The sequence below is a fragment of the Pseudomonas oryziphila genome (assembly GCF_003940825.1).
GTDB lineage: Bacteria > Pseudomonadota > Gammaproteobacteria > Pseudomonadales > Pseudomonadaceae > Aquipseudomonas > Aquipseudomonas sichuanensis.
The window spans coordinates 2,062,944-2,078,904 of the sequence record NZ_CP034338.1 but is presented as its reverse complement, the minus strand read 5'-3'; the positions used below and the strand labels follow the sequence as shown (position 1 = coordinate 2,078,904).

The window sequence follows — 15,961 nt, the reverse complement described above, 5'->3', positions numbered from 1 at the left end:
CCTGCATCTTGCGCCCGGGCACGGCACTCGGCCTGTACAGATGTGAACAGTTTCGCTGAACAACTGAACACCCTCGGGTTTGACATTGAACAGCACTGAACGACACTCAATCGCGGTCGCCAATAAAAACAACACCCCACAGGACAGGCCCATGGCCCAATCCGTTTCGACCCACGCCCAACTGATCCAGGCCTCCTGGGCGCGCTGCCGCGAGCACGGTCTGCAGCCCCAGCAAGCGCCCGACTTCGATTGCCTGACCGGTGCCGAGCTCGATGCCCTGCTCGAACGCAACCAAGTGCTCCTGCGCCTCACCCATGACGACGTGCTGCCGCAATACGCGCACCTGCTGGGCAACGCCAGCCACCTGGTGATGCTCGGCGACGCCAGCGGCTGCCTGCTCGGCGCCTGGGGTACCCGGCGCTTCGTCGACCCGCACCAGCAGCACGCCTTCAGCCCCGGCGCACGCTGGCGCGAACAAGGCGTCGGCACCAACGCGCTGGGCACGGCATTGGTGTGCGGCGAGGCCATCCATGTCGGCCAGGACGAGCACTACCTGAGGCAGAACCGCTACATGGCCAGCGCCGCCGCACCGCTGTTCGACGCCGAGCGGCGCCTGGTCGGCGTACTCGACGTGGCCAGCGACGGCTACCTGCCCGCCGCCCAGACTCTGGGCCTGGTACGCATGCTCAGCCAGAGCCTGGAGAACCGGCTGATCCTCGCCGGGCCCGGCGAGCAGCATTGGCAGCTGCTGTTCAACACCGGCGCCGACAACCTCGACAGCCCCTGGGCCGGCCTGCTGTTGTTCGACGAGCGCGGCGAGGTGCGTGCGGCCAACCACCGCGCAGGCAGCCTGTTGGGCGCCGACCCGCGCCACCTGAACCTGGCGCAGCTGTTCCAGGTGCCGTTGCGGCAGATCCTCGAACACACCGAAGGGCGCCCCTTCGCCCTGCTCGCCCATGGCCGCCAGCGCCTGCATTGCCAGTGGCAGGGGCCTCGCCGGCCACCCGCGCGCCGTGTGCCAAACGCCACGGATGCGCGTGTGAGCAAGGCGCTGGCCCAGGCCGGTGTGCTACTGGAGAAGGACATCCCGCTGCTGGTGCAGGGCGAGACCGGGGTAGGCAAGGAGGTGTTCGTCAACGCCCTGCACCAGGCCAGCAGCCGGGCGCGCCAGCCGCTGATCGCGGTCAACTGCGCGGCGATCCCGGCCGAACTGGTGGAGTCGGAGCTGTTCGGCTACGAAAAAGGCGCCTTCACCGGCGCCCACCATAAAGGCAACCCCGGGCTGATCCGCAAGGCCGACGGCGGCGTGCTGTTCCTCGACGAAATCGGCGACATGCCGCTGGCCACCCAGGCCCGCCTGCTGCGTGTACTGCAGGCCCGCAGCATCCAGCCGCTGGGCAGCGGCGAGCCGGTGGCGCTGGACATACGCGTGGTGTCGGCGAGCAACCGCGACCTCGCCGCCGAGGTGCGTGTCGGGCGTTTTCGCCAAGACCTTTATTACCGCATCGCCGGGTTGACCCTGGTGCTGCCGGCGCTGCGCGAACGCAGCGACCGCCGCGCGCTGATCGAAGAGGTGCATGGGCGCCATCGCGAGCCCGGCCAGCCCGAGCGCCTGGCGGATGATGTGCTGACGATGCTGGAGCGGCATCCCTGGCCGGGCAATCTGCGTGAGCTGGTCAGTGTGATGCAGGTGGCGCTGGCACTGGCTGGCGATCAGCCGGTCGGGGAGGAGCATCTGCCAGACAGTTTTCTGGCCGAGGCCGGGGAAAGCGCAGCACCTGAACACGCCCCGAGCGACCTGGGCAAACTGCTGCAGCGTGCCAATGGCAATCTCTCTTCTGTAGCCAGAGCGTTGGGGATTAGCCGCACGACCCTTTACAAGCGTTTGCGCGAACAGGGCCTGGTGGTTTCCAGCGAGTGATGCAGTACCTGTACCGGCCTCATCGCTGGCAAGCCAGCTCCCACAGAGATCCTGCGATAGCGCGCGCCACCTTGTGGGAGCTGGCTTGCCAGCGATGAGGCCAGCACGGACACAACAGATTCCGCTGTCAAACCCGCCATTTCAGCTGAACCCGCCGCCCACCCCACGCGCTTCAGCCGGGATTTCGCCCTGATCCGCCCGACAATGGTCACACAGCCCACCCGTGGATGCGTGCCCAATGCAAACAACAAATACCGTCCTCATGATTCGCCCGGCGCGGTTCGCCTTCAACCCGGACACCGCCGTCAACAACCGCTTCCAGCAGGCCCCACTGGACCCTGATACCGCCAGCGCCAAGGCCCTGGAAGAATTCGACGGCTACGTCGCCAGCCTGCGCCAGCACGGCGTCGAGGTACTGGTGGTGCAGGACACCCCCGAGCCGCACACGCCCGACTCGATCTTCCCCAACAACTGGTGGAGCAGCCACGCTGACGGCAGCCTGGTGCTCTATCCGATGGAAGGCCAGAACCGCCGCCTGGAGCGCAGCAAGGGCGTGCTGCGGGCACTGGACGGGCGTTTCAGCATCAAACAGACCGTCGATCTGAGCCCGCTGGAACAGCAGAATCTGTTCCTCGAAGGCACCGGCAGCATGGTCCTGGACCGCGAACACCGCATCAGCTATGCCTGCCACTCCGGCCGCACCCACGAACAGGCCCTGCGCCAGTTCGCCGAGCAGCTCGACTACCGCCTGTGCCTGTTCCACGCCGTCGACCGCCAGCACGCGCCGATCTACCACAGCAACGTGATGATGAACGTCGGTCGCCAGCTCGCCGTGGTGTGCCTCGACGCCCTGCCCCACGCCAGCGAGCGCCAGGCCCTGGAACACTCGCTGCGCGACACCGGCAAACAAGTGCTGGCGCTCAATCACGACCAGCTGGAGAACTTCGCCGGCAACATGCTCGAAGTGCACGACCGCGACGGTCGCTCGCTGCTGGTGATGTCGCGCAGCGCCTGGCGCTCGCTGGACGCCGGCCAGCGCAGCCAGGTCGAGCGCCACAGCCACCCGCTGGTGGTGAACATCGACCATATCGAACGCATCGGCGGCGGCAGCGCGCGCTGCATGCTCGCCGAAGTCCACCTGCCCTCGCGCCACTGAATTCAAAGGAGAATCACCATGACCCGCTATATCGACGTGCAAGACCTCGCCCGCCTGGTCAATCGCAAGGGCCTGCCCACCTGCCTGGCAGAAATGGCCGAGTACATCCGCCAGGACTACCTGCGCTGGCACGACTTCGAAAAATGCCCACGCCTGGCCAACCACTCGCCGGACGGGGTGATCGAGCTGATGCCGGTGTCCGATGCCAGCCTGTACGCCTTCAAGTACGTCAACGGCCACCCCAAGAACACCCACAACGGCCTGCTCACGGTGATGGCCTTCGGCGCCCTGGGCGACGTCGATACCGGCGCGCCGGTGCTGCTCAGCGAGATGACCCTGACCACCGCGATCCGCACCGCCGCCACCTCCGCCCTGGCCGCCCGCTACCTGGCGCGCAAGGACAGCAAGCGCATGGCGCTGATCGGCAACGGCTCGCAAAGCGAGTTCCAGGCCATCGCCTTCCACACCCTGCTGGGCATCGAGGAGATTCGCCTGTTCGACATCGACCGCGCGGCCTCGGAAAAACTCGCGGCCAACCTGGCCGGCTACCCGCAGCTGAAACTGACCATCGCCGCCAGCGTGGCCGATGCGGTGCGCGGCAGCGACATCGTCACCACGGTCACCGCCGACAAGGCCTACGCCACCATCCTCACCCCCGAAATGATCGAGCCCGGCATGCACCTGAACGCCGTGGGCGGTGACTGCCCGGGCAAGACCGAGCTGCACCGCGAGATCGTCGAGCGGGCCCGAGTGATCGTCGAGTACGAACCACAGAGCCGTATCGAAGGCGAGATCCAGCAGATGCCAGCCGATTCGCCGACCACCGAGTTCTGGCAGGTGGTCGAAGGCATCGCGGCCGGGCGCGAGAGCGCCGAGCAGGTGACGCTGTTCGACTCGGTCGGTTTCGCCATCGAGGACTACTCGGCGCTGCGCTATGTGCTGGATGTGGCCAAGGCGCTGGACATTGGCCATGACATCAACCTGGTGCCGGAGCTGGCCAATCCGAAGGATCTGTTCGCCCTGCTGCAGCCGACGGCGGTTGAACGCAAGGCCAGCGCTGCCTGATCGATGGCCTGGGGCTGCGCTGCAGCCCATCGCCGGCAAGCCGGCTCCCACCTCGTTCGCGCTGGTTTCAAGACCTTCACCGCACCTGTGGGAGCCGGCTTGCCGGCGATGGGCCGCAAAGCGGCCCCGGCATCGGAGCCAGACAGAAACCGCTGTCGCACTTCCATAAATCCTTGTCGCAACAGCCGATTCTGCTGCAACAAGCAACTCAACAGCCGAATCCGGCCCCGCGCGCGCAGGCAAACGACACAAAAAACCGCTCTACCTCGCGCATTCTGACCGCGACCAACGAGTCACCCACAAGAACAGTTACAGAGCCACACGCTTGCACTGCCCCTACTTCCAATAACAACACCCAGGGACCTACACCTATGCTCACCCTACGAAAACGCCTCGGCGTGCTGCTGTTCTCGTTGTGCGCCACCACCGTTGCCCAGGCCAAGGAATGGACCGAGATCCGCTTTGGCGTCTACCCCGAATACCCGCCCTTCGAATCCGTCGCCGCCGATGGCAGCCTGCAAGGCTTCGACATCGAACTGGGCAACGCCATCTGCGAAAAGCTCCAGGTCAAGTGCACCTGGGTGCACAACGAATTCGACGGCATGATCCCCGCCCTGCGGGCGCGCAAGTTCGACGCCATCATGTCGTCGATGGCCGTCACCCCGGCCCGCCAGAAACAGATCGATTTCACCAACCGCCTGTTCCTCAGCCCCACCTCGGTGATCGTGCGCAAGTCCGCAGGCTTCGGCGACACCGTCGAATCGCTCAAGGGCAAGCAAGTCGGTGTGCTGCAAGGCTCGCTGCAGGAAGCCTATGCCCGCGCCGTGCTGGCACCGCTGGGCGCCCAGGTCAAGGCCTACCAGGCCCAGGACCAGAACTATGCCGACCTGATGAACGGCCGCCTCGACGCCACCGTCACCGACAAGCTCGAAGCCCAGCTCAACTTCCTCTCCAAGCCCGAGGGCGCCGACTTCAAGAGCGGCCCGGCGATCAAGGACCCGACCTTGCCGCTGGACATCGCCATGGGCCTGCGCAAGACCGACCCGGAGCTCAAGGCCCTGCTCGATAAAGGCATCGCCATGATCCACGCCGATGGCACCTACGCCGCGATCCAGAAGAAGTACGTCGGCGAGCTGGACATCTACAACGAGTGACCTACAGCGCTGATCGCGGGGCAAGCCCGCTCCCACGGGCTCACTACAACGTGGGAGCGGGCTTGCCCCGCGATGGCCTCCCCGCGAGATCCCTGTCATGAACGACTTCCTCTCCCACGGCCTGCAGGGCTTCGGCCCGTTGCTGGCCCAGGGCACCTGGATGACCCTCAAGCTGGCCCTGCTGTCGCTGGCCGTCAGCCTGCTGCTGGGCCTGATCGGTGCCAGCGCCAAGCTGTCGCGCTCCAAGCTGCTGCGCATCCCGGCCACCCTCTACACCACGCTGATCCGCAGCGTCCCTGACCTGGTGCTGATCCTGCTGATCTTCTACAGCATGCAGATCTGGCTCAACGACCTGACCGAGGCGCTGGGCTGGGACTACGTGGAGATCGACCCGTTCGGCGCCGGGGTGATCACCCTGGGCTTCATCTATGGCGCGTACTTCACCGAGAACTTCCGCGGCGCCATCCTCAGCGTGCCGGCCGGCCAGCTGGAAGCCGCCACCGCCTATGGCCTGAGCCGCGCGCAGCGGTTTCGGCTGGTGCTGTTCCCACAACTGATGCGCTTTGCTCTGCCGGGGCTGGGCAACAACTGGTTGGTGCTGCTCAAGTCCACCGCGCTGGTGTCGATCATCGGCCTGGCCGACCTGGTCAAGGCCGCGCAGAACGCCGGCAAGACCACCAACGACGTGCTGTTCTTCCTGTGCATCGCCGGGCTGGTCTACCTGGTCATCACCACCTTGTCCAACCAGCTGCTCAAACGCCTTGAGCGACGCTACAACATCGGCATCAGGGAGCTGGCGCGATGATCGAACTCCTTCAGCAATACGGCCCGGCCTACCTGTACAACGATGGCAACGGGTTTTCCGGGCTGACCATGACCCTGTGGCTGTTCGTGGTCAGCATGGTGCTGGGCCTGCTGCTCTCGCTGCCGCTGGCCCTGGCGCGTACCTCGCGGCATGTCTGGCTGCGCCTGCCGGTGCAGCTGTACACCTTCGTGTTCCGCGGCACGCCGCTCTATATCCAGCTGTTGATCTGCTACACAGGCCTCTACAGCCTGCAGGTGGTGCGCGAGCACATGCTGCTCGACCAGTTTTTCCGTAACGCGCTCAACTGCACGCTGCTGGCCTTCGTGCTCAACACCTGCGCCTACACCGTGGAAATCTTCGCTGGGGCCATCCGCAACCTGCCCGCCGGCGAGCTGGAAGCGGCCCAGGCCTATGGTTTGCGTGGTTGGAAACTCAACTTGTTCCTGGTGCTGCCGGCGGCCCTGCGCCGTTCACTGCCGGCCTACAGCAACGAACTGATCCTGATGCTGCACGCCACCTCCCTGGCCTTCACCGCCACCGTCGCCGACATCCTCAAGGTGGCCCGCGACGCCAACGCCGCGACATTCCTGACCTTCCAGGCCTTCGGCGTGGCCGCCCTGCTGTACATGCTGCTGTCCTTCGCCCTGGTCGGCCTGTTCCGACTGGCCGAGCGCCGCTGGATGCGCTTCCTTGACCCTGCCCGAGGCTGACCTGATGACCGCTACCGCACTGCCACTCACCCACTTCGCCCAGGCCCCGAGCAGCCATGCTCAGGCCGGCGCCATCAAGCTCAGCGTCGACGGCCTGCACAAGCACTACGGCGAGCACCAGGTGCTCAAGGGCGTATCGCTGCAAGCCCGCAAGGGCGACGTGATCAGCCTGATCGGCGCCAGCGGCTCGGGCAAGAGCACCTTCCTGCGCTGCATCAACTTCCTCGAAAAGCCCAACGCCGGCAGCATCACCCTCGACGGCCAGACCCTCGACCTGAGCAAGGGCACCCCGCCAGCGGCCCAGCTGCAGAACCTGCGCACACGCCTGGCCATGGTGTTCCAGCACTTCAACCTGTGGAGCCACCTGACGGTGCTGGAGAACATCTGCCTGGCGCCGCGCAAGGTGCTGGGCATCAGCGCCAGCGAAGCCGAGGCACGGGCGCGCAAGTACCTGGACAAGGTCGGCCTGCCGGCACGCGCCGCAGAGCAATACCCGGCGTTTCTGTCCGGTGGCCAACAGCAGCGCGTGGCCATCGCCCGCGCCTTGGCCATGGAGCCGGAAATCATCCTGTTCGACGAGCCCACCTCGGCGCTCGATCCCGAGCTGGTCGGCGAAGTGCTCAAGGTGATACAGACGCTCGCCGAGGAAGGACGTACCATGCTCATGGTCACCCACGAAATGGGCTTCGCCCGCCAGGTCTCGAGCCAGGTGCTGTTCCTGCACCAGGGCCTGGTCGAAGAGCACGGCAGCGCCGAAATCCTCGACCAGCCACAGAGCGAGCGCCTGCGGCAGTTCCTCTCCAATCGCCTGAAGTGAAGTCACGCCGTATATGGATACCAAGGCCACCACACCTGCCGCCGCACCGCTGGACCGCATCGATGAAGCCATCATCGACGTGCTGCGCCACCACGGACGGATCACCTACGAGAAACTCTCCACCCTCGTGCACCTGACCCCCAGGCCCTGCCTGGAACGGGTGCGCAAGCTGGAGCGGCGCGGGGTGATCCGCGGCTACGGGGCGATCATCGACCTGCAGCAGGTCTCCCCGGGCCTGTCGCTGCTGGTGCTGGTGGCCTTGTCCAACCAGAGCGGGCGCTCGGCCCAGCGCGCTTTCGAAGCCACCGTGCGGGCCTGCCCGCAGGTGTACGAATGCCAGCTGATCAGCGGCCACTTCGACTACAGCCTGCGCATGCGCTGCCGCGACATGGAGCATTACCGGGTGCTGACCGAGACCTGGATGAACAACGACGAGCTGCACATCGACAAGCTGGTCGCCCACCCGGAACTGGCGGCGGTCAAGAGCACCGCACCGCAGCTGTAACCCGTAGCCGACGGCCAGGTAGCAACTATGTAACCCGGCCGATCGGCTTGCACTCACTACCCTCGCTGCTCCCTCAAGACTGGAGCAGCACCGATGACCCACTCCCCCCTCTCACCTCACCTCGCCTTCATCCATCACCGCCTGCCGCAGTGGATGGCAGGCGCCACCGCGGCCGAGCGCAAACAGCTCGAACGGCGGGTTCGCGCCAGCCACGCGGCGATGCGCCGTGTGCACCAAGCCCTGTCACCCGTGCAAGGCATCGAGGCATTCTGCCGTCCTTTGCTCGAAGAGGCGCTGTCACGCTGGTTCCCCGGGCGCGACTTGCCGAGCGTAGAGCAGGGCTGGGTCGGCCTGGGCAACCGTACATCGTCCTGGATGGAAGCGGCCCTGCAGAACTTCGATGCGAACACCCCCATCGAGCTGTACGCGTCCACCTCTAGCCTCAAGCGCTTCGGCAGGGACAACAACACCGTAACCAGCGACGCCCACACTTTCGTCAGCGGCGTGCGAAATCTCGACCTGGGCCAACGCTACCGCTATCACCTGCAAGACCACATCGACACCGCTGACTTTCGCGAGATACTGCGCCAGCACGACCGTGCTGCCTTCGCCGCCGAGCTGACTCAGGCGTCGCTGCAAGGGCATCTGCAGCCACACGCCGCGCTCATGGGCGAGACTGTCTACGCCGGCCTGGCAGACTCAGCCCGTCTTCAACTTCAGTGTGGATACCTGAGCGTGTTCGGCATTCCCTTGAACGGGCCGATGCTGATCCGTGACCAACCCAAGGACAAGATCGAAGCCTGCCTGCTGTACCTGCCGGGCCACCCCCACCATCCCCTGCGCCAATACCCTTCGCTGCAGGCTGCAGGCACCGCGCTCACGCAGTTGCTGCGCCAGCAGGACGAACGCGCCTTCTTCAGCCGCTACGTCAGCCATGTCGAACAGCCCCGTTTCGCTGCCCGCCTGCGCGCCACCCTCTATCCGCGCTACCCGTACGCCGAACTGCATCCGACACCCCCAGTGCTGGAGAAGGGCAAGCATTTCAGCTGGATCAAGCGCGCCTTCCCCGCCCCCACCGATCTATGGCAGGAAACCCTGGACCTCAACGCGCGCCTGGAACTGAGCTTCACCCCCTGGACCAAGGATGCGTTCGTCGAACGTGCCCGCACACAGGTCGAACAGCGCCTGGCCGACGCCGCGGCCATTGCCGTACCCGTGGCGCAGCGCGATGCCGCGGCCCAGCTGGCCCGCGTCGAGCAGTGGCTGGGCGTCGGGCTGAACGTGCTCAATGTCGCTGGCTTTTTCGTGCCTGCACTGGGCGAGCTGCTGCTGGTCATCGGCGGCGCCCAGATCGTCGATGAGTTTCTCGAAGGCGTGCACGCCGCCAACGAGGGCGATGCGGACGCCGCCATCGGTCATCTGTTCAGTGTGCTGGAAAACCTCGCGTTGTTCGCCGCCCTGGGCGCCGCCGGCCATTTCGCCGAACCTCACGGCGCACTGCACGACTGGTCCCGGATCGGCACGGGCGAGGCACAGAAGTTATGGCCTGGGGAGCTGACCCCCTTCGCTCGACCACGCCCCTGGCCGCAGGAGCAGGTAGCGGACAGCCGTGGCCTGTATCACTGGCAAGAGCACCTCTGGCTGGCGCGCGACGACATGGCAATCCCGCTTGAGCAGGCGAAAGACGGCAGCCTGAGGCTGGCGCCAGTCAAGGGGCTGCGTCACCCGCCCGAACTGCTGGGCAACGGCCAGGGCACATGGCTACTTGAACATGATCGGCCGCTGGCGTGGCCAGACGAAACCTTGCTGGGCCGCCTGGGCCCCGCAACGGAAAAACTGGATGCCACCCGGCTCGAACAGGCTTTGCGCTGCAGCGGCTATGACAGCGCGACATTGCGTCGGACGTTGGTGGATCACCGGCCGATACCGGCGCTGCTGCTCGACAGCCTCGAAGCACTGGGCGGGCGCCCAGCCCTCGCCCCGGCCAAGCCATCACCAATGGCCCGCGTGGTGGCACGCGACTTCCCAGGGCTGAGCCACAACGCCCGCACTGAGATCGTCGCCCAGGCCAGCCCCACCGACCTGAAGCTGTTCCAACACACCGAACGGCTGCCGCTGACAGTGGCCGAGACTGCCCGTTTGTATCTGCGCGAAAGCCGAATCGGCAGAGCCCTGGCCCGCTTCCATCAAGACAGCGGCCCAGTCAATGATCGCGATACCCTGGTGTTCGCCATGCTCCCGCGCCTGCCCGGCTGGACCGGCAACCTGCGCATGGAGCTGCGCGCCGCCCTGCCCCAAGGTGACCTGATCGCAGCCGCCGGTGAGCCTGGCCACGCCACCAAGGTGCTGGTAAGAACCGAGCAAGGCTACAAACCCTACGACGAGCAGGGCAACGAACTGGCGGGCTACGAGGACCTGCACCGCGCCCTGCTGCACGCCATGCCCGACAGTGAGCGCAATGCGCTCGGCCTGCACATCCATGAAGGGCCCTCGCTGCGTGACCGACTGTTCGAGCTGGCCACCAGCGACAGACGCCGAGCCGCCCTCGACCTTGGCATGACACCGGTACGCCCGCAGTACCGCCTGCCGAGCCGACTGCCGGGTGAACGGCGCATCGGCTACCGGCTCAGCGGTCGGGGCCGGGGCTGGTTGAACGAGGATGAGCTGTTCGACCAGCTCTACCCCGTTACGCCCGAGGGTGACCGGGAAATGCTGCGCCAACGCCTGCGTTATCAGGCGGGGCCACTACCAGGTGCGTTCGGGCGCCTGCTGGACCGCTTGCTGATGGAATATCGCCAGCTCGATACCGCGCTCCAGCGCTGGGTAGACGCCCCCGAGGGCTCGCCGGTCGGTGCGTTCGAGCAGCAGCGGGCGCTACGCGAAGCTGCTGCCCAGCGCATTCGCAGCGCATGGCGCCGGGAAAGCGCGCAAGGCCCCCACGACAACATCGATGACATCAACCTGGTGATCGATGGCACCGGGCTCACGAGCCTGCCCTCCCTCCCGGTACGCCTGCACTCAGTCCGCCTGCTGAACCTCAATGGCCTGGGCTCCGTGGACATGGCCGGCTTGAATACCTTCCTCGGCGCGTTTCCTCGCCTGCAACTCCTGGACCTGGCGGAAAACACCCTCGAGCAGTTACCCCAGGCCCTGGCCGAGATGGGTGAGCTGCAGGCACTGGATGTGTCGGAAAACAACATCGACCTGGACGCTGAGGCCAACCTGGCGCTGCTCGCCGGCATGGGGAACCTGCAACGCCTCAACCTCACCGACGGCATTCGCGGCCTGTCGGTGGCCACGCTTGAGCGCCTATCGGCGTTGCCATCATTGTCCTGGTTCCAGGCCGACCTCAACGAACTGATGATGACCGCCGAACACTTTCAGGCCCTGCAGCGTTGGCCAGCCTTGCGCGGACTGAGCCTGGGGCAGAACGCGATCGTGCTCGACGAGGCCGGACGCACCGCGCTTGCTGGCCTCGATCACCTGCAGATGCTGGTGCTCAATGAAAATCCCCTGGGCCTGGCCCCCGATCTCACTGGCTGGACGCAGCTGCAACAGTTGGACCTGGAATTGACCAATATCAGCCAATGGCCAGTGGGGCTCGAGGCTCTGATGAACCAGGAGCCGCTGGAGCTGCGCCACCTGGACCTGAGCGCCAACGAACTGATCGATGCACCTGACCTACTGCACACGGCCTACGCTCGCGCGGTACGCGAAAGCCATCCGGGCATCGCCTACGCCTTAAATGGCAACCCCTTCAGCGACGTGGCCCTTGGCAACCTCGTCGACGCAGGCTTCAACGTTACCGCGCCAATCGGCCAGGGCCACCTATGGGCGGCCGACTGGCCCGAAGAACTTCAGTCGCATATCAACAGCACCGCCCAGGACCCGCAGTGGCAGCCACTCTACGAACTGCTGCAACGGCTGCCCGACACCCTGGACTTCCAGAACGCGCCCGTCGCCATGACCCAGCGCATGCAGCGTGTGTTGCAACTGCTGGCGACGGACGAAGCCGGCGCCGTGGAGGGCGGCTGGGGACGGGCGCAGGTCCAGCAGCAGATCATCGACCTGCTCAATGACGCCACCGAGGAGTGCGTGGACCAGGCCATCGTGCTGTTCCAGCAGGTCGAGACCGAGGTGACGGTGTGGCAGACCGTCAGCCATGCCACGGCGACCGATGCCGATGAACAGGTAGCGGTACGCAGCACCCAGGCACTGTTGCGCCAACGCCTGCTGGACGAGCGTATCGGTGCCCTCTATCAGGCTCGGCTGGCTCGGCGCCGCGCCATCAGGGCGGACGACTACCAACCAACGCAAAACCCCGCCCCGGCCTTGCACGGCGACGATGACATCGACGATGCCGAACTGACCAGCGACCATCCCGACGAACTGGAAATGGCCCTGATGGCGCGCATCCAGTTACGGCAAAGGCTGCACCTGCCGCCGCAACCGCAGACCATGCGTTTCCCGCAGATGGCCCACCTCAGCGAGGCGACCCTGCAGCGGCTGGCTGATGCCGTGCGGGCCGGCAGCGACTCGACGACGCTGGTCGAGTGGTCGGTCAGCCAGCCGTTCTGGCAGCGATGGGTACGGCGCCTGCGTCCGCAAGCCTTCGAAGCGCTCGCCGAACGCTGGGCGGGGGCTGGCGAATACTTCGACAGCCTCAGCGAGCCCGCCCCCGACGCCGGCGCCTACACCGGGCCAGCGGTGCCCTCGCGCTACATCGATGCACTGGAAAACCAACCGGGCCATGTCCAGGGGCCCACCTGGCGCCGCGATGGCGTGGTGCAGCGCGTCGACCTGGTATCGGGCCATTACCAAAACGAAAGCGCGCTGTACCATCGCGCGGCCGAACTGCTGCTCGACACCCGCAAGGCCGACGAGGCGGCATTGCTGCGCGAGCTGACCGAAGTCATGGTCAACACCTACTCCGACTGACCCTTACCGGCACGGCGGATCGCATTGCGCCTGCTGGCCGTCGTCGGCCGCCCACTGGGGCGGCTGACGATAGCCCGACACCCATCCCGTTACGGCGTCCCCCGGCATGGGCCGGGCGATGCCGTAGCCCTGGGCCAGCTCGCAACCCAGCGCCATCAGCGCACATCCGTGCTCCACACTTTCCACACCCTCGGCCACCACCTCGCGGCCAAAGGCCCGGGCCAGGCCGATCACCGCAGTGGTCAGCGCCAGGTCGTCATGATCATGGAGGATGTCGCGTACGAAGGACCTGTCGATCTTGATGGTCTGCGCCGGCAGGCGCTTGAGGTAGCTCAGCGAGGAAAAGCCGGTACCGAAGTCATCCAGTGAAAAGCTCACCCCGAGCGCGCGGCAGGCGTCAAGGCAGCGGCCCACGCGGGCCAGGTTGTCGATCGCCACCGACTCGACGATTTCCAGGTCCAGCCGCGCAGGCGGTACCCCCGGATGACGCGCCAGCAACTGGGCCAGGCGTTCGGTAAAGTCACCGCGCTGCAACTGCCGGGCGGCGATATTGACGCTGACGGACCAGTCACATCCGCTCAAGCGCCACTGCTGCAATTGACTCAAGGCCTGGTCGATGACCCATTCGCCCAACTCGACGATCAGGTCGGTCTGCTCCACCAGCGGCAGGAAATCCCCTGGGGGCACCGGCCCTTTGGAGGGATGCAGCCAGCGCAGCAGCGCCTCGAAACCCATCACCTGGCCACTGCGCATGTTCACCTTGGGCTGGTAGTACAAGCACAACTCACCTTCACGCAGGGCCCGACGCACCCGCGCCACGGTCTGGTGAGTGGCCTTGAGCTCTTGCTCCTGGGACACGTCGAACAGGTGATAGCGGTTGCGCCCGCGCTGCTTGGCCACATACATGGCCTGGTCGGCATGACGCACCAGGGTGTCGGTGTCTTCGTCGTCCTGGGGGTACAGGGTCACGCCGATGCTGGCGCTGAGGCTCAGCGAGTGCTCACGGACCGCATAGGGCGCGGCCAGCGCCTTCAGCACCCGCTGCAAGGCCGCCTGCAACTGCTGAGGCCCCTCGACATAACGCAGGATCAGCACGAATTCGTCACCGGACAGCCGCGCCACCGCATCGCCGCCCCGCAGGATGCCCTGCAGGCGCTTGGCGACCTGCACCAGCAGCAGGTCGCCGACGGCATGGCCGTAACCATCGTTGACCGCCTTGAAACCGTCCAGGTCGAGCATGCATACCGCCAGCGGCACATCCTCGCGCCGGGAAAACGCCAACGCCTGGTTGAGCAGGTCGGAAAGGTAGGCGCGGTTCGGCAGGCCGGTCAGTACGTCATGCCCGACCCGCCACTGCAGCGTGTGCAGCAACTGGCGCTTCTCGGTGACGTCGAAGCGGATCGACACGTACTTGCGGACCTTGCCGGTGTGCGGGTCGATCAGCGGCACCATGGTGCTGTCGACCCAGTACAGCGATCCGTCCTTGGCCCGGTTGCAGATTTCGCCCTTCCACACCCGGCCGGCCGCCAGGGCCCGCCACATGTCGAGGAAGAAGCTCGGCTCATGCAGGCCGGAATTGAGGATGCGGTGGTTGGCCCCCAGCAGTTCCTCGCGGCTGTAGCCGGAAATGCTGCAGAACTGCTGGTTGACGTAAGTGATCCGACCCTGCAGGTCGGTCTCGGAAAAGATCGCAGCCGCATCCACGGCTGCGCGATAGTTGTCGTCCATAACCTTGGCAACCTAGCGGTTGAAGCGCTCCACCAGGGCGCGCAATCCGGCGCACACCTGTTCCAGTTCGGCACCGCGCGAAGCGGCGGCGTTGGCGTGACGAGCACTTTGCTGAACTGTGCCGGCCACCCCGTTGATCTGCCGCGAGACATCCTCGGCCACTGCCGACTGCTCCTGTGAAGCCGCCGCCATCTGCTGGCTCATATCACTGATGCGCGATACGGCCTGGCGGATACCCTGCAAGGCCTGTTGGGCCTGGGCGACCTGGGTCACGCCCTGGCCTGCGCCGTCGATGCCCAGGCTGGCGATGCTCACCGCCTGCTCGGCACCGCTGCGCAGGGTGTCGATGATCGTCTGGATATGCAGGGTGGACTGGCGGGTCTTGTCGGCCAGCGCGCGCACCTCGTCGGCCACCACCGCAAAGCCACGCCCCTGTTCGCCGGCGCGGGCCGCCTCGATGGCGGCATTGAGCGCCAGCAGGTTGGTCTGCTCGGCGATGGCGCGGATCATCCCGGCGGCCTCGGCGATGGCACCGGTCTGACCGGCCAGGTCATTGACCGCCTGGTTGATCTGCCCGACCGTGTCGGCCAACCCGCGAATTGCGGCGCCCGTCGCATCGGCGACCTGGCTGCCCTGCTCGGCCAACAGGTGCGCGGTGTGCGCCTCTTGTGCCGTCAGTTGCACATGGCCGGCCACTTCGCCAATCGAGGCGGCCATCTCGGTCATGGCGGTGGCAGTGAGGTCGGTTTCGGCGCGTTGTTCGAGCAGCGCCGACTCGGTACCGCGCGACAACCGCCCGGCATCCTGCGCGGCGTCGGCCATCTGCGTGGCAAGGTCGCTGAGGCGGGTAAGCGCGGTTTTCAGGCGCGCCTCTTCGCTGATCAGGATCAGCTCCAGCTGCCCTGCGGCACCGGCCTGGTCGCTGTAGGTCAGCGCCACCAGCGGGTCGCTGAAGGTGTTGCGGGCGCCCTCGGCAATCCCCTGTAGATACCGGCGCATGCGGCTTTGGGCCCAGACGCCGACCCCGGCGAACAACGCCAGGGTCAGCCCTTGGGCCGGCAGGCCCGGCCACAGCTGGTTGGCAGCGATGGCCAGCGCACCGGCGAGCAATGGCACGGCCATGGCACGCTGCAGCAACGCCAGGCGCCGGGCGGGCGACAAG

The 15,961-nt window shown here is 66.2% G+C and carries 11 protein-coding genes; 9 read left to right on the top strand and 2 right to left on the bottom strand.

The genetic code is table 11. The features are described from left to right. Positions 1-151: 151 nt before the first annotated feature. The 9 genes from EJA05_RS09930 (at position 152) to EJA05_RS09890 (ending at position 13,071) form a co-directional block, all read left to right on the top strand. The gene (locus EJA05_RS09930) at positions 152-1,921 is read left to right on the top strand and encodes a sigma-54-dependent Fis family transcriptional regulator (RefSeq protein ID WP_125858113.1); all 1,770 of its coding nucleotides are present in this window, start codon (positions 152-154) and stop codon (positions 1,919-1,921) included. Between the two features lie 238 nt (positions 1,922-2,159). Further along, positions 2,160-3,077: a citrulline utilization hydrolase CtlX gene (gene ctlX / locus EJA05_RS09925; RefSeq protein WP_125858112.1), complete on the top strand. Its 918-nt coding sequence runs from the start codon at positions 2,160-2,162 to the stop codon at positions 3,075-3,077. A gap of 18 nt (positions 3,078-3,095) precedes the next feature. Then, complete coding sequence (locus EJA05_RS09920) at positions 3,096-4,142, top strand: ornithine cyclodeaminase (protein WP_125858111.1); 1,047 nt, start codon at positions 3,096-3,098, stop codon at positions 4,140-4,142. A gap of 371 nt (positions 4,143-4,513) precedes the next feature. After that, positions 4,514-5,296: an ABC transporter substrate-binding protein gene (locus EJA05_RS09915; protein ID WP_125858110.1), complete on the top strand. Its 783-nt coding sequence runs from the start codon at positions 4,514-4,516 to the stop codon at positions 5,294-5,296. A 97-nt stretch (positions 5,297-5,393) separates the two neighbouring features. After that, positions 5,394-6,101, top strand: a complete 708-nt coding sequence (locus EJA05_RS09910) for an ABC transporter permease (RefSeq protein WP_125858109.1) — start codon at positions 5,394-5,396, stop codon at positions 6,099-6,101. After that, positions 6,098-6,811, top strand: a complete 714-nt coding sequence (hisM, locus tag EJA05_RS09905; protein WP_125463453.1) for a histidine ABC transporter permease HisM — start codon at positions 6,098-6,100, stop codon at positions 6,809-6,811. The genes EJA05_RS09910 and hisM overlap by 4 nt, the downstream gene beginning before the upstream one ends. 4 nt (positions 6,812-6,815) lie before the next feature. Beyond that, entirely contained in the window at positions 6,816-7,628 is an 813-nt protein-coding gene (locus EJA05_RS09900) for an ABC transporter ATP-binding protein (RefSeq protein ID WP_223811898.1), read from the top strand. Between the two features lie 13 nt (positions 7,629-7,641). After that, entirely contained in the window at positions 7,642-8,133 is a 492-nt protein-coding gene (locus EJA05_RS09895) for an Lrp/AsnC family transcriptional regulator (protein ID WP_110994370.1), read from the top strand. Between the two features lie 93 nt (positions 8,134-8,226). After that, positions 8,227-13,071: a dermonecrotic toxin domain-containing protein gene (locus EJA05_RS09890; RefSeq protein WP_125858108.1), complete on the top strand. Its 4,845-nt coding sequence runs from the start codon at positions 8,227-8,229 to the stop codon at positions 13,069-13,071. A 3-nt stretch (positions 13,072-13,074) separates the two neighbouring features. Here EJA05_RS09890 and EJA05_RS09885 read toward each other — a convergent pair whose 3' ends face one another. Further along, a complete protein-coding gene (locus EJA05_RS09885) occupies positions 13,075-14,799 on the bottom strand; it encodes a putative bifunctional diguanylate cyclase/phosphodiesterase (RefSeq protein ID WP_125463451.1) in 1,725 nt (574 codons plus the stop codon). Positions 14,800-14,811: 12 nt separating this feature from the next. Continuing rightward, entirely contained in the window at positions 14,812-15,921 is a 1,110-nt protein-coding gene (locus EJA05_RS09880; RefSeq protein WP_407692097.1) for a methyl-accepting chemotaxis protein, read from the bottom strand. Between the last annotated feature and the right edge of the window lie 40 nt (positions 15,922-15,961).